The 14,725-nt window shown below is 65.7% G+C and carries 9 protein-coding genes; 2 read left to right on the top strand and 7 right to left on the bottom strand.

Annotated features, from left to right (window positions below; genetic code table 11):
- Window positions 1–48 precede the first annotated feature (48 nt).
- Entirely contained in the window at window positions 49–1,755 is a 1,707-nt protein-coding gene (locus AC1VNY_RS34080) for a methyl-accepting chemotaxis protein (RefSeq protein ID WP_482408465.1), read from the top strand.
- Between the two features lie 162 nt (window positions 1,756–1,917).
- Window positions 1,918–3,420 (top strand): sensor domain-containing diguanylate cyclase, encoded by a 1,503-nt coding sequence (locus tag AC1VNY_RS34075; RefSeq protein WP_482408463.1) that lies wholly within the window; start codon window positions 1,918–1,920, stop codon window positions 3,418–3,420.
- Between the two features lie 47 nt (window positions 3,421–3,467).
- Here AC1VNY_RS34075 and AC1VNY_RS34070 read toward each other — a convergent pair whose 3' ends face one another.
- The 7 genes from AC1VNY_RS34070 to AC1VNY_RS34040 form a co-directional block, all read right to left on the bottom strand.
- Window positions 3,468–4,346 (bottom strand): transglutaminase family protein, encoded by an 879-nt coding sequence (locus AC1VNY_RS34070; RefSeq protein WP_482408462.1) that lies wholly within the window; start codon window positions 4,344–4,346, stop codon window positions 3,468–3,470.
- Entirely contained in the window at window positions 4,343–6,886 is a 2,544-nt protein-coding gene (locus AC1VNY_RS34065; RefSeq protein ID WP_482408461.1) for a circularly permuted type 2 ATP-grasp protein, read from the bottom strand. The genes AC1VNY_RS34070 and AC1VNY_RS34065 overlap by 4 nt, the downstream gene beginning before the upstream one ends.
- Window positions 6,887–6,906: 20 nt before the next feature.
- Window positions 6,907–10,164, bottom strand: coding sequence for a transglutaminase family protein (locus AC1VNY_RS34060; protein ID WP_482408460.1), 3,258 nt, complete (start codon window positions 10,162–10,164; stop codon window positions 6,907–6,909).
- Window positions 10,165–10,354: 190 nt separating this feature from the next.
- Window positions 10,355–10,858: a GDSL-type esterase/lipase family protein gene (locus tag AC1VNY_RS34055; RefSeq protein WP_482408459.1), complete on the bottom strand. Its 504-nt coding sequence runs from the start codon at window positions 10,856–10,858 to the stop codon at window positions 10,355–10,357.
- Between the two features lie 224 nt (window positions 10,859–11,082).
- Entirely contained in the window at window positions 11,083–12,606 is a 1,524-nt protein-coding gene (locus tag AC1VNY_RS34050) for a UxaA family hydrolase (RefSeq protein ID WP_482408458.1), read from the bottom strand.
- 205 nt (window positions 12,607–12,811) lie between these two features.
- Window positions 12,812–13,588 carry an HpcH/HpaI aldolase family protein gene (locus AC1VNY_RS34045; protein ID WP_028338709.1) on the bottom strand — a complete coding sequence of 259 codons (777 nt, stop codon included), beginning with the start codon at window positions 13,586–13,588 and terminating at the stop codon, window positions 12,812–12,814.
- 40 nt (window positions 13,589–13,628) lie between these two features.
- A complete protein-coding gene (locus AC1VNY_RS34040; protein WP_482408457.1) occupies window positions 13,629–14,714 on the bottom strand; it encodes a malate/lactate/ureidoglycolate dehydrogenase in 1,086 nt (361 codons plus the stop codon).
- Window positions 14,715–14,725: the final 11 nt, after the last annotated feature.

The raw sequence follows: 14,725 nt of genomic DNA, 5'->3' as shown, positions 1-14,725 counted from the left end.
GCAATGCCCGCCCCCGTCACATTCCCCATCTCCATGTCCCGGCCTCCAATGGCATCCCGATTCTCGCTTGCTGCCAGGCTGTACTCGACGTTTGCGCTGATTGCGGCGCTGACCGCGGCCATCACCTTCCTGTCCGAATACAATGCGCGGCGCAATGCCGAGCTGACCGAGGCCGTCGACCTCGCAAGCCGAGCCGCACTCAATGTCGAGCGGGTCAATTCACTGGTCTACGCCGTGGTGATGGAATCCCGCGGCATCTACATGTCGACCGATCCGGTAGCGGTGAAGAAATACGGGGACGGGCTACTGGCGTTCAACGAACGCATTCTCGGCGTGGTCAAGAACTGGGAAACGCTGGTGCAGGCCGACGACGCCGCCCAGTTCGCGGTGTTCAAGAAGCGCATCGAGCAGTTCATCGATTTCCGCAAAGAGCTGGTACGCCGCGGCATCGAGATCGGCGCCGCAGCCGGGCGGGAGTGGGGCGACAACGACGCCAATCGCGACGTGCGCACCGCGCTGAACAAGGATCTCGAGGCGCTCTCCAAGGTCTATGCCGAGCGCAGCAAGAAGCTGGCGCGGGAGACCGACACCAACCGCACGATGGCACTGGTGCTGACCGGCCTCGGCGCCGCGGCCTTGATTGTGGTGGTACTCGGCGTGCTGATCATCGCCCGCTCGGTGGCTCGGCCGCTGTCGCAGATCACCACGACGATCAAGCGCGTCGCCGAGGGCACCGACCAGGTCGAAGTACCGCATGTCGGGCGCAGCGACGAGATCGGCGCACTGGCACGCGCCATCAAGGTCTTCCAGGACGCGATGGACCGCAATCGCAGCCTGAACGCGCAGGTCGTACAGGAGTCCGAGGCGCGCGACGCGCGCGGCCGGCATATCGAGACCTTCGTCGAAGCGTTCCGTGGCACGATCGGCGAGGTGCTCCGCGCGGTACACGACAACGCTGCGACGATGCGCCAAACCGCGCAGACCATCGCAACCGTCGCGTCGGACGCCAGCGGCCGCGCGGTGGCTGCGGCAGGCGCCACCGAACAGGCCTCGAGCAACGTCTCCGCGGTGGCGGGCGCAGCCGAAGAACTCTCCGCCTCGGTCGAGGAGATCGGCCGCCAGGTCAAGCAGTCGTCCGGCGCCGTCGATCAGGCCGGTGTACGCACCGACCGCTCGATCACCGAGATCGAGGGCCTTGCCGCCACCACCCAGCGCATCGACGGGGTGCTGAGCCTGATCCAGGCGATCGCCGAGCAGACCAACCTGCTCGCCCTCAACGCCACCATCGAAGCCGCCCGCGCCGGCGATGCCGGCCGTGGCTTCGCCGTCGTCGCGCACGAGGTCAAGGCGCTCGCCGGCCAGACCGCGAAGGCAACCGCCGAGATCAGCGAGAATGTGGGCCTGATCCAGGCCTCGACCCGCAACTCGGTGGCCGCCGTGCGCGAGATCGGCCAGGCGGTACGCGAGATCAGCAACGTCACCGCGAACATCGCGAGCGCGATCGGCCAGCAGGACGCGGCCACGCGCGAAATCTCCGCCAACGCACAGATGGCCGCCCAGGGCAACGAGACCCTGGTTACCAATGTCGGCTCGCTCCGCGACGATATGGACCAGACCAGCAAGGCGGCGGAATCGGTGCTCGCGGCCTCGAACGATCTGACCGCAACAGCCGAGACGCTGTCGCGCGAAGTCGAGCAGTTCTTCCGCAACCTGCGCAGCGACGCGGCCGACGGCCTGCAGCGGACCGGAACCTGAGCCGATCCCGCGATGTTGCGAGGCCCTACGACAGGGCCCCGGCAATCTGGATGGTTAAGACTCTCCCAACGCACGGACGCAAATTGCGTCCGCTTCAGGTCGCATTTCTCAATTTGATGCCTCCATAGAAAGCGTCACTGCGCGGGAAAGTGGAAGCGAGCAATGAACGGGCTTTTGCCAAGGCCGAAGGCGGTGCCGACCAAACGGCTCCTTGCGCTCGGGATCGGCCTCGTTCTCTGCTTTTCGGCGATCTGCGCATCCATTCTCTGGGAGATGGCGGGCAAGGACTATCGGCATGCGAAGGAAGGCGCGACCAACCTCGTCGCCTCCATCGCCAGCGAGATCGACCGCAACATCGACCTCTACGACCTCTCGCTCCAGGCGGTCGCCGACGGCGTCAAGCTGCCGGAGCTCGGCAAGATCAGCCCGGAGCTTCGCCAGGTCGTACTGTTCGACCGCGCCGCCACAGCCAAGGATCTCGGCTCGATCCTCGTGCTGAATGCGGCGGGGGACGTCACGCTCGATTCCAGGACGTTGACACCGCGGGCCGCAAATTTCGCCGATCGAGACTTCTTCCGGGCGCATCAGACGCGAGCGGACAGCGGACTGTTCATCAGTGCTCCGTGGATTACTTCTGATGGCGAATATCTGATCAGCCTCAGCCGCCGCATCAACAATGACGACGGCTCCTTTGCCGGCGTGGTCGCGGGCAGCATGCGGCTCAGCTATTTCCACAATCTGTTTCGCAAGCTGAACTTCGGCTTCGGAGACAGCATGGCGCTGTTCAACAGCGATGGCGTCATACTGATGCGCGCACCGTTCGACATCAGCAAGATCGGGCAGAGCATCAAGGACTCTCTGGTCTTCAAGCAGTTTCCGGCACGACAATCCGGCTCCTACATCACGAAATCGATCGTCGATCATGTCAGCCGGCTCTATGTTTTCCAGGCGGTCGGACACAATCGCCTGCTCATCGCCGAGGGTCTCGCGCTCGACGGCATCTATGCCGACTGGTGGCAACAGCTCTGGCTGATCGGCAGCGTGGTTGCAGCGCTCTGCGGCTTCTCGATCGTCCTGATGTTCTACCTGGTGGCCGCTCTCAAACGGCGGGCCGCCGCGGAAGACCGGCTCGCGCACCTCGCGAACACGGATGCACTGACAGGCCTAGCCAACCGCCGCCGCCTCGACGATACCCTCGACGTCGAATGGCGCCGTGGCATGCGCGCAAAGGCGCCGGTCTCGCTTCTGATGATCGACGTCGATCATTTCAAGATCTACAACGACACCTACGGGCATCAGGCCGGCGACGCAGTGCTCACCACCGTGGGACGGTGCATCGCAAGCAGCGCCAAGCGTGCAACCGATCTCGGCGCCCGCTATGGCGGCGAGGAGTTTTCGGTGTTGCTGCCGGGCATCGGCAAGACGGGCGCCCTGGAAATTGCCGAACGGATTCGTGCCAAGCTGGCGGCTGCGCGGGAATCCGAGCCTGAGTTGCCGACCGTCAGCATCGGATTGTCCTGCCTCGTCCCGGACCACGAGCGCACGTCGCGCGATCTGCTCAAGGCTGCAGACCTCGCGCTCTATCAAGCCAAGCGTGAAGGCCGCGACCGCGTCATCGTCAGCCCGATCGGGTGGGACAAGTCGGGCAAGCGGCACGTCGCCTGATCGCGATCGTATTGGCGCGGTCGAGCGCGCCGCGCGCCCGTCCCGGCTCACTCCACCGGCAGCACGTCGACCGCAACGGCGAGCTTTTGCTTGCGCGCGCCGACGATGACGCCGTCGACCGGCGAGACGTCGGCAAAGTCGCGGCCGATGGCGAGAATAATGTGGTCGCTCCCGACCATCAGATCGTTGGTCGGGTCGAACCCGACCCAGCCAAGCGCGCTGCCGCACCAGACCGAGACCCAGGCATGGGTGGCGTCCGCGCCCTGCAGCCGCGGCTGGCCCGGCGGCGGAATGGTGCGCAAATAGCCGCTGACATAGGCCGCGGGCAGGCCGAGGCCGCGCAGCCCTGCGATCATCACATGGGCAAAGTCCTGGCACACGCCATGGCGCTTCTCGAACACGTCGCGAAGCGGTGTCGAGATCACGGTCGCCTTGGGATCGTATTTGAAGTCGTTGCGGATGCGGCGCATCAGGTCGGACGCACAGGCAAGGATGCCGCCACCGAGCAAAAAGCTCGCAGAGGCGTAGGCCGTCACCGGCCGCAGCACCGGCACCAGCGCGCTGGCAAAAACGTAGCCGACCGGCGAGGCCGCGTCGAGGCTCAACGCCTCGAACGCGTTGTCACGCACGTCCTCCCAGGGCGGACTGGCGGCGCCGCGCGCCGGCGGCTGCCGCGCCACGGAGACCCGCGAGCGGGCATCGATGCGCAGACTGCGATGCGCGGTCTCGATCAAAACGCTTTCCGTGAGCGTGCCGAAGAAGTCGCGCCTTGTGGTGCGTTCCGCGGGCCTCGGGCGGATCTCGACCGAATGCGAGATCAGCTGCTGCCCGTCGCCGCTGATCGGCTCCAGCCGCAGCGAGCAGCGCGCGAAGCTGACCTGGGTCTCATAGCTGTAGGTCGTGACGTGACGGATGTCGTAGATCACGCCAGCCCCGTGAGCTTCTCCGGCCGGCTGGCATTCGGTCCGTGCGGGAAGTAATGCAGCCCGATCGCGTCGGCGAGGTTGAGCAGATCCTGCTCCAGCGCGAACAGCGTCTTGACGTCGAGGCTCGAGGCTTCAGCCGTTGTGAGCATTGCCTCGACCGCGACGGCTAGCCGCTGCGGCCGCTCGATCAGGCCATGCTCCTTCAGGCTCGGTAGTGCGGCGATGTGCTCGTTCAGCGCCGCGACCTGGAATGCAACCGAGCGCGGATTGTAGGGATCGAGCACCGCCAGATCGCGCACCGGTGCGAGCAGCGGCTGCACCAGATAGCGCGAGCGATAAGTGATCTGGCAGTCGACCAGCGTGAGCAGAACGTCGAGATCCTCGTCGCCGGCTTCGTCATAGGCGAACTGACGGGCAAAGCGCGTGGTGTTGACGGCGCGCTCGGCGCGGCGGCCCATCTCGAGGAAACGCCAGCCGGCGGCGCGGTTCATGTTTTCCTGTGCAAGGCCGGCGAAGCTTGCGAGCTCCTGCAGGGTCAGCTCCGCGGCGCTGACGACGCCGTCATCGTCATGAACCTCGATGGCGAGCCGATCGGCCATCTCGGTGATGACCTGCCAGGCGTCCGGCGACAGCCGCTCGCGGAGCGAAGTCGCCGTGCGCTGCGCCGATCGCACCAGCGACAGCGCCGAGCCGAATTTCTCCTCGCTCTGCAGCGCTTCGAGCGCGACCCTGGCGAGATTGGCGCGCGCGGTCTGCGAGGCCGCGCCCCAGGCGACCAGCATGCGCTGGATGCGCTCGGCCGAATGCATCGCCGGCGCCCCGCCGTTCGAATTCGCGCGCGCGGGATCGCGCAGCGGCGTGCACAGCGCGCGGATCAGCCGGATGGTGGCCTCGGCGCGCTCCAGATAGCGGCCGAGCCAGAACAGATTGTCGGCGGCACGGCTCGGCAGCACGCCCGCAATGCGGCGGATGCGGACGGTGTCGCCCGCCGGCAGCAAGGTCGAGGTCGCAACCGCCCTGTCGGAGACCACCCAGACGTCGGCGGACACCGCGCCATCGCCCATCGACACCGCGCGCGCATCGGCCCGATCGGCAATCCGGCAGAAGCCGCCGGGCAGCACCGTCCAGCCGTTCGGCGTCGCCGCCGCGAACACCCGCAACACGAATGGACGCGGCGCGATGCGGCCGTTCTCCCATACCGGCGTGGTCGACAGCCGCACCAACTCCTGGCCGACATAATCGATGCCGCGATGGCTGATCGCGTCCTTCAGGCGGTCGCGATCCGCGGTCGACAATTCGACCGGCAGCACCGGTCCGTTGCCGGGAAAATCCGCAACGCCGCGGCCATAGGCGCCTTCGATCGCGAACTCGTCGAGCCGCGACAGCACATGCTCGCGCGCGGATTTCTGGCCGCACCACCAGGTCGCGATGTGCGGCATCATCAGGTCTTCAGAGAGCAGGCGTCGGCAGAGATTGGGCAGGAAGCCGAGCAGTGCCCTCGCCTCCATCACGCCGGAGCCCGGCGTGTTGGCGACCACGACGCCGCCCTTGCGCAGCACCTCGACGAGCCCGGGCACGCCGAGATAGGAGGACGCGTCAAGCTCGAGCGGATCGAGCATGTTGGAATCGACCCGGCGCAGCAGCACGTCGAGCCGCTTCAATCCGGCAACGGTGCGGATGTGGATGCGGTCGCCGGAGACCGCGAGATCGTCGCCCTCGACCAAGAGGAAGCCGAGATAGCGCGCCAGCGTGGCGTGCTCGAAATAGGTCTCGCTGAACGCGCCGGGTGTCAGCAGGCCGATCCGCGGCTCGTCGCGGTCAGCGCTGGCGCGCAGTGAATCGCGGAACGCCTCGAAGAACGGCGCGACCCGCTCGACATTCATCGACTTGTAGAGATTGGAAAAGGCGCGCGACAGCACCAGGCGGTTTTCCAGCGCATAGCCCGCGCCCGACGGCGCCTGCGTGCGATCACCGAGCACCCACCAGCGGCCGTCGGGCCCTCGGCCGATGTCGGCGGCGTAGAGATGCAGATAGCGGCCCCCCGGCGGCTTGATGCCGCTGACCGCGCGCAGATACTCGCTGCTGCCGGCAATCGCCGCCGCGGGGATGGCGCCGTCGGCAACAAGCCGCCCTTCGCCGTAGAGATCGGCCAGCACCATCTCCAGAAGCTGCGCGCGTTGCGCGACACCGGCGGCGAGCTGCCGCCAGTCGGCCGCATCGATGATCAGCGGCAGATGGCTGAGCGGCCAGATCCGGTCGGAAGTGTCGCCCGGCGCGCGATAGGTGACGCCGGCCTCATGCAGATGGCGGTCGGCGGAGGCGAAGCGGCGCTCGATATCGGCCGGCGACAGCGCGGCAAAGGCGTCGAAGAAGCGCGCCCAGGCCGGCCGCGGCGCGCCGTTGTCGGCAATATACTCGTCGGGGATGCCGGGCAGCCGGACATAGTCGCGGGTCCACTGCGCCATCCGGCGCTGACCGGGACGGGCCCTGCTCTCCTGACTGCCGCCTTGACTATTGCCTTGGCCACCCGATGCGGTCATTCCACTTCCCCTTGACACAATTAGTGCAGGAGCGGCGTCCGCAAGTCGAGGGTCAAGGGAAACTCAATTGTGCGTTCCTCCGGCGGCGTCTCGATCTTGCCGGGGGTGTGGCCGTGCTCCTGGAAGCGCGCCAGCCGCCGCGCCTCGGCCTCGTAGGAATTGACCGGCTTGGTCTCGTAGTTGCGGCCGCCGGGATGGGCGACATGATAGACGCAGCCGCCCAGCGAGCGGCCGTTCCAGGTGTCGATCAGGTCAAACGTCAGCGGCGCATGCACGGGGATGGTCGGATGCAGGCCGGAGGCCGGCTGCCAGGCCTTGAAGCGGACGCCCGCGACCGCCTCGCCGGCGCGGCCGGTCTCGGTCATCGGCATCCGCCTGCCGTTGCAGGTGATGACGTGGCGGCCCTCGACGAATCCGGTCGCCTTCACCTGCAGCCGCTCGACCGACGAATCGACGTAGCGCACGGTGCCGCCGGAGGTGCCCTCCTCGCCCAGCACGTGCCAGGGTTCGAGCGCCTGCCGCAGTTCGAGACCGACGCCGCCGTGATGAACGCGGCCGAAGACGGGGAAGCGGAACTCAAGTTGCGCCTGGTACCATTCCGGTTCGACGTCGTAGCCGGATTGCTTGAGCTCGGCGAGCACGCCGAGGAAATCCTCCCAGAGGAAATGCGGCAGCATGAAGCGGTCATGCAGCGCGGTGCCCCAGCGCACGAACTTGCCCTGCTGCGGCTCGCGCCAGAGCTTTGCGATCAGCGCGCGGATCAATAGCTGCTGCGCCAGCGACATCCGCGGGTCGGGTGGCATCTCGAGCGCGCGGAATTCGACGAGGCCGAGCCGGCCGGTCGGGCCGTCGGGCGAATAGAGCTTGTCGATGCAGATCTCGGCGCGATGGGTGTTGCCGGTGATGTCGACCAGGATGTGCCGGAACAGGCGATCGACCAGCCACAACGGCGCATCCATGCCCGGCGGCGGCACGTGCGACAGTGCGATCTCGAGCTCATAGAGCCCGTCATGCCGCGCCTCGTCGATGCGCGGCGCCTGGCTCGTCGGACCGATGAACATGCCGGAGAAAAGATAGGACAGCGACGGATGCCGCTGCCAGTACAGCACGAGGCTCTTCAAGAGATCCGGCCGGCGCAGGAACGGTGAATCCTCCGGCTTGCTGCCGCCGACCACGATGTGGTTGCCGCCGCCGGTGCCGGTGTGGCGGCCGTCGATCAGGAAACGGTTGGCCCCTAACCGCGTCTTCGCGGAGTCCTCATAGAGACCAAGCGTGATGTCGACGGCCTCGCGCCAGCTTTGCGCCGGCTGCACGTTGATCTCGATCACGCCGGGGTCCGGCGTCACCTTGATAACTTCGATGCGAGGATCGAACGGCGGCGCGTAACCCTCGACGTGCACCTGCAGCTGCAGCTCCTCGGCGGCGGCTTCGATCGCTGCGATCAGGTCGAGATAATCCTCGACCTTCTCGACCGGCGGCATGAAGGCGCACAGCACGCCGTCGCGAACCTCGATCGACATCGCGGTGCGCACCGGCAGCGGCTCGGGTATCTCTTTCAAGGCTTGCCGCAGCTCTTCGGAGAACTCATCGCGCGACGCCATCGGATCACGTTCGACGACGTAGGGATAATCGTCCGGCGGCACATATTCGAGCGATGAGATCGGAAGCCGCAAGCCCAGCGGGGAGTCGCCAGGCGACAGGAACAGATGGCTGCGCCGGATCTTCCAGCGCTCGCTGCGCCAGCGCGCCGGCACGCGATCGCCAAGCGGGCTCCAGCGTTGGATCGGCAGCACGTAGCCATTCGGCGTGGTCAGGCCTTCGTCGAACACCCGCGCAAGGCGCGCGCGCTCTTCCGGATCGGTCAGTTTAGAATTCGCAGGGGTTACATTGGCCGGCAGGCCGGCCTCACGCTGCAGCCAGAAACCCGGATCTTCATAGGCGGGCATGGCATAGTCGGCGCTAAGACCGAGCCTCGCTGCGGTCGCCTCGACGAAACGTCTGGCTTCCGCGATCTCGGCCTTGCGCGAATTCTCGATGCCAGCGATCAGCTCGGCATTCTTCCAGATCGGCTTGCCGTCCTTGCGCCAGTAGAGACCGAACGCCCAGCGCGGCAGGCTCTCGCCGGGATACCATTTGCCCTGGCCGTAGTGCAGCAGGCCGCCGGGCGCGAACCGGGTCCGCAGCTTGCGGATCAATTCATCGGCGAGCGCGCGCTTGGTCGGACCAACGGCGGCGACATTCCACTCCGGCGATTCCAGATCGTCGACCGAAACGAAGGTCGGCTCGCCGCCCATGGTCAGCCGCACATCGTCCTTCTTCAGATCGACATCGACCTGCTCGCCGAGCCGGTCGAGCCGCGCCCAGGATTGATCGGAGAATGGTTTGGTGATGCGCGGCGCCTCGCCGATGCGCTTGACGCTCATCTCGAAGCCGAACTCGACATTGGCAACGCCCGCGGTGCCGGTCACCGGCGCGGCCGAGCGATAGTGCGGCGTGGCGCAGACCGGGATGTGGCCCTCGCCGGTCAGCATGCCGGAGGTGACGTCGAAACCGATCCAGCCCGCGCCCGGCAGGTAGACCTCGGCCCAGGCATGCAGGTCGGTGAAATCGCTCTCGACCTCGCGCGGCCCTTCGAGCGGATCGATGTCGGGCCGCAGCTGAATGAGATAGCCGGAGACGAAACGCGCGGCGAGCCCGAGGTGGCGCAGCGTCTGGATCAAGAGCCACGCCGAGTCGCGGCAGGACCCGGAGCCCGCGGCCAGCGTCTCCTCCGGCGTCTGGATGCCGGCCTCCATGCGGATCACGTAGCCGATCTTCTTCTGCAGCTGCGCGTTCAGCTCGACCAGGAAATTGACGGTGCTGTCGGCCTGGCGCGGAATCTCCTTCAGGTAAGCCGCGAGCAATGGCCCGGGCTCATCGGTCTCGAGATAGGACGCGAGCTCGGTCTTGAGATCGCCGGGATATTCGAATGGAAAGCTGTTGGCGTAGGGCTCGACGAAGAAGTCGAACGGATTGACCACCGTCATGTCAGCGGTGAAATCGACCTCGACCTTGAGCTCGGTGGTCTTCTCCGGAAACACGTAGCGCGCCAGCCAGTTGCCCTGCGGGTCCTGCTGCCAGTTCACGAAGTGATTGGCGGGCGTGACCTTGAGCGAATAGCTTGTGATCGGCATGCGCGTATGCGGCGCGGGCCGGAGCCGGATGGTCTGAGGCCCGAGATCGATCGGCCGGTCGTATTTGTAGTGCGTGACGTGATGCAGTGCGACGGATATCGACACGGACCGAGGGCTCCAGCAGCTTTTTTGAGCAGAACACTGGTTCCGGTCGACATCAAGCACTAACAACGGGCAGCGGTTGCCCAAGGTAAGGGCGTGATCCGTAGCCCGGATGGAGCGAAGCGAAATCCGGGGTCTTCATCCGCAGTAAGAGTCCCGGATTGCGCTGCGCTTCATCCGGGCTACGCGATTGCTAGCGGCCGACCGCGCCGGATACCTGCGAAGCAAGCTGCTCGGCGAGCATGTGATAGCCCTCGGGGGTCAAATGCACACCATCGGGCTGATGGGGAAGTCCGCCGAGCATCCCGTTCGGGAGCATGATCACCGCGATGCCACGGGCGCTGAGGCGACTTTGAATATCCGCAGTCCGGTCAGGGCTGCCCTTGCGTCGATCATTGCCGCCTGGCTGCAAGATAACCGCGCGGATCCCGTTCGGGACGGCGCGGTCCAGGCGTTGCAGCATCCCTTCCGTGGTGTCGCCGTTGATGCCGGCGTTCACGACACGGACATTCAGTCCCTTCGCCCGCAAGATCGCTTCGAGCTGCGCGGGATAGGCCTGGTTGCGCGCCACGCCCTTGCCATAGGTATTGCTCGCGCCGAGCGCCACGATGGTTGCGGCGTCGGCCGAACGGGCGCCGAGGCTCAAGGCGGCGAGAAATACGAGGCATCCAACAACTCCCAGCCGACGCGCGCGCATGCTTCCTCCGTCCAATCCGTAGCCCGGATGGAACGTAGCGTAGTCCGGGAAGCTTCATTCGCCAACGTGCACCTTGTCCTCCCTGCGAAAGCAGGGACCCATACCGCGTGATCTATCGATGAAAAACGGTGGCAGACACCTTGCACATCACTACGGCCGGTGGTTATGGGTTCCTGCTTACGCAGGGACGACGGCGGAGTGTAAGGCTAGATCGTAGCCCAATACTACATCGTCGCGCCGAGCACCCACGGCGCGAACTCGGCGCCGCCAAAGTCAAAACTCTCGCTCTTGGTCGGCTGGCCCGAGGCGGTCTTGAGGATGAGGTCGAAGATGCGCTGGCCGCATTCCTGCACGCTCTCCTCGCCGTCGAGGATGGTGCCGCAATTGACGTCCATGTCGTCTTCCATCCGCTTGTACATCGGCGTGTTGGTGGCGAGCTTGATCGACGGCGCGGGCTTGCAGCCGAACACGCTGCCGCGGCCGGTGGTGAAGCAGACAAGGTTGGCGCCGCCGGCGACCTGCCCGGTCGCGGCGACCGGGTCGTAGCCGGGCGTGTCCATGAACACAAAACCCTTCTTGGTGACGGGCTCGGCGTAGTTGAGGACGTCGACGAGATTGGTGCTGCCGGCCTTGGCCATCGCGCCCAGCGACTTCTCCAGGATGGTGGTGAGGCCACCGGCCTTGTTGCCGGGGCTCGGATTGGCGTTCATCTCGGCGCCCTCACGCTGGGTGTACTCCTCCCACCAGCGCATCAGGCCAACCAACTTCTCGCCGACCTCGCGGCTGACGGCGCGGCGAGTCAGAAGATGCTCCGCGCCATAGGTCTCGGGCGTCTCCGAGAGGATCACGGTGCCGCCGTGACGGACCAGCAGATCGCTCGCCGCGCCGAGCGCCGGATTGGCGGATACGCCGGAGTAACCATCCGAGCCGCCGCATTGCAGCGCCACGGTGAGCTCGCTCGCCGGCACCGCCTCGCGCTTGACCTTGTTGGCATCGGCGAGCGCTTCCTTCACGAAGGCAACGCCGGCTTCCACCGTCTTGCGGGTGCCGCCGACCTCCTGGATGTCCATCGCGCGCAGACGGCCGGCGAGCTTCTGCTCCTGCATCAGGCCGCCGATCTGGTTCACCTCGCAGCCGAGGCCGAGCACGATGACGTTGGAGAAATTGACGTGCCGCGCATAGCCGCCGAGCGTACGGCGGAGCAGCGCCAAGGGCTCGTCCTGGGTCATGCCGCAGCCGGTCTTGTGGGTCAGCGCGACGACACCGTCGACATTCGGGAAATCGGCGAGTGGATTGTCGCCGGTGAACGGATTCTTCTTGAACATGTCGGCCACGATGCCGGCGACATGGGCGCTACAATTCACCGAGGTGAGGATGCCGATATAGTTGCGGGTCGCGACGCGGCCGTCAGCGCGGCGGATGCCTTCGAACGTCGCCGGCAGATCGAAGTTCGGCACCGGCTTGACGTCGACGCCATAGGCATAGTCCTTGGCGAAATCGCCCATGCCACAGTTCTGCGTATGCACGTGCTGGCCGGGCGCGATCGCCTGGGTAGCAAAGCCGATGATCTGGCCGTAGCGCCGGATCGGCTCGCCTTGCCCGATCGGCTTGATCGCGACCTTGTGGCCGGCCGGAATGCGATCGACCGTCGTGACGCCCTCGGTCACCTCAAGCCCCGGCGGCAAGCTCGCGCGCGCGATCAGGACGCTGTCGTCGGCGTGCAGGCGGATCACTTGTGCCGAGGCCATGGGAGTTCTCCTTGGTGTCTTCTTCACCTCTCCCCGTCCTTTACGGGGAGAGGTCGGATCGCGTCAGCGATCCGGGTGAGGGGCGAGGCACGATGTCACTTACAACGATGGCGCTCGCCGGATAGAGGCCCCTCACCCCAACCCTCTAAGAGCCAGCTTCGCTGGTCTCGACCCCGTGAAGAACGGGAAGAGGGAGAGGATCAGCTTACGCCTTGCCGCCGGACTTCTCGCGGGTCGCGTTGACCTGCATCTTGGCGTAGACCTGCATCAGGCCGACCTCGTTCGACAGCGTCACGAGCTTGAAGCCCATGTTGATCGCGCGTACCGCGCCGTCGGCGCCTGAGCAATGGATGCCCGGATTGAGGCCGCGCTTGCCGCACTCCTTGATGATCTTCTCGTAGATCTTCAGGATCTCCGGCTCGTCGCGATCAAGCTTCGGCACCAGGCCGTAGGAGAAGCCGAGATCGGACGGGCCGATATAGACGCCGTCGATGCCTTCGACATCGAGGATCGCTTCCATGTTCTCGACCGCGGTCTTGGTCTCCATCATCGGCAGCAGCACGATCTCGTCGTTGGCGGTCTGCTGATAGGTACCGGCCGAGCCGTACATGCCGGCGCGGATCGGGCCGTTGGAGCGTACGCCCTTCGGCGGATACTTTGCGTAGGAGACCAGGTTCTTGGCTTCCTGCGGCGTGTTGACCATCGGGCAGATCACGCCATAGGCGCCGCCGTCCAGCACCTTGCCGATGATGCCGGGCTCATTCCAGGGCACGCGGACCATCGGAGTGACCGGATGGGCGTGCATCGACTGGAAGCATTGCACCATCGACTGATAATCCTGCACACCATGCTGCATGTCGACGGTGACGCTGTCGAAGCCACACTGCGCGATCACCTCGGCTGAAAACCCGGAGGGAATCGCGAGCCACGCGTTCACCACCGCCTTGCCGGATGCCCAGACTTGTTTGACCTTGTTTGCCATTGATCGCGTTTCCCTTTGCGGTTTATTGGGGGACGAGCTTTCAGCTGGTCGCCCGCTGGATAGAAACTTCGCTGACGCCGACTTCGCGCGCGGTATTCACTATCGCCGCCCAGGTGTCGTCAGGCAAGGGGATGCCGTTCCTGATGCGATCGGCACGGGTTTTCCGCTCGGGATCGCCCGGAACCAGCACGGAATCTGTTCCCGCGATCGGCTTGGTGGCGCGGATGAAATCAGTGTAGCGGGTGATTTCGCCATCGAAGAAATTGCTGGTGTCGATCACTTTGGGGTCGATGTAGAACGCCATCATACCGTTGGCAAAGCGCCGGTCCGACGACGTCGCGCCGGTGCCGGTCAGCGCGCCGCCGAGCAGTTCGCAGATGAAGGCGAGACCCGAGCCCTTGTGATCGCCGAAGGCGCGGATCGCGCCAGTTCCCTTGGTGTGGTCGCGCGGTCCGTCCGGCGTGTACGGACCATACAGCACGTGCGGATCCTCGCTCAGCGTGCCGTCGGCATCGACGAGCGCGCCGATCGGCAGCTTCTTGCCGCCGCGGCTTGCCACCAGGCACTTGCCCTCGGCGACGACGGAGGTCGCAAAATCGAGCACGATCGGATCCTGGCCCTGACGCGGAATGCCGACGCAATACGGCGCCGTGGACAGGCGCTTCTCGACGCCGCCGTAAGGCGCGACCAGCAGCGAGCCCGCCGCGGTCACGAAATGAATTGAAACAAGGCCTTCGGCGGCGGCCATCTCGGCCCAGTCGCCGACGCGGCCGAGATGGCCGGAGTTGCGCAGCGCGACCGCGGCGAGCCCCGCCTTCTTGCACTTCTCGATGCCGAGCCTGACCGCAACCGGCGTGACGGTCTGGCCATAGCCGAACTTGCCGTCGACCACCACGAGCGACGGCGTGTCGACCACCACCTCGGGGGTCTGGTTCGGCACGATCGAGCCCATCTTCTTCCACCTGACATAAACAGGCACGCGGATCACGCCGTGGCTGTCGTGACCCGTAAGATTCGCGGTCGTCAGATAGGTCGCGATGCGCTTCGCCTCTTCCAGGGAGGACTCCGAATGGGAAAACACCTCGGACACGAAGTTGATGAGGTTATCGACCTTGATGGTGACCATGAAAAACCAGC

The sequence above is a fragment of the Bradyrhizobium ferriligni genome, from assembly GCF_056837965.1.
This window is presented reverse-complemented; position numbering and strand designations above follow the sequence as displayed.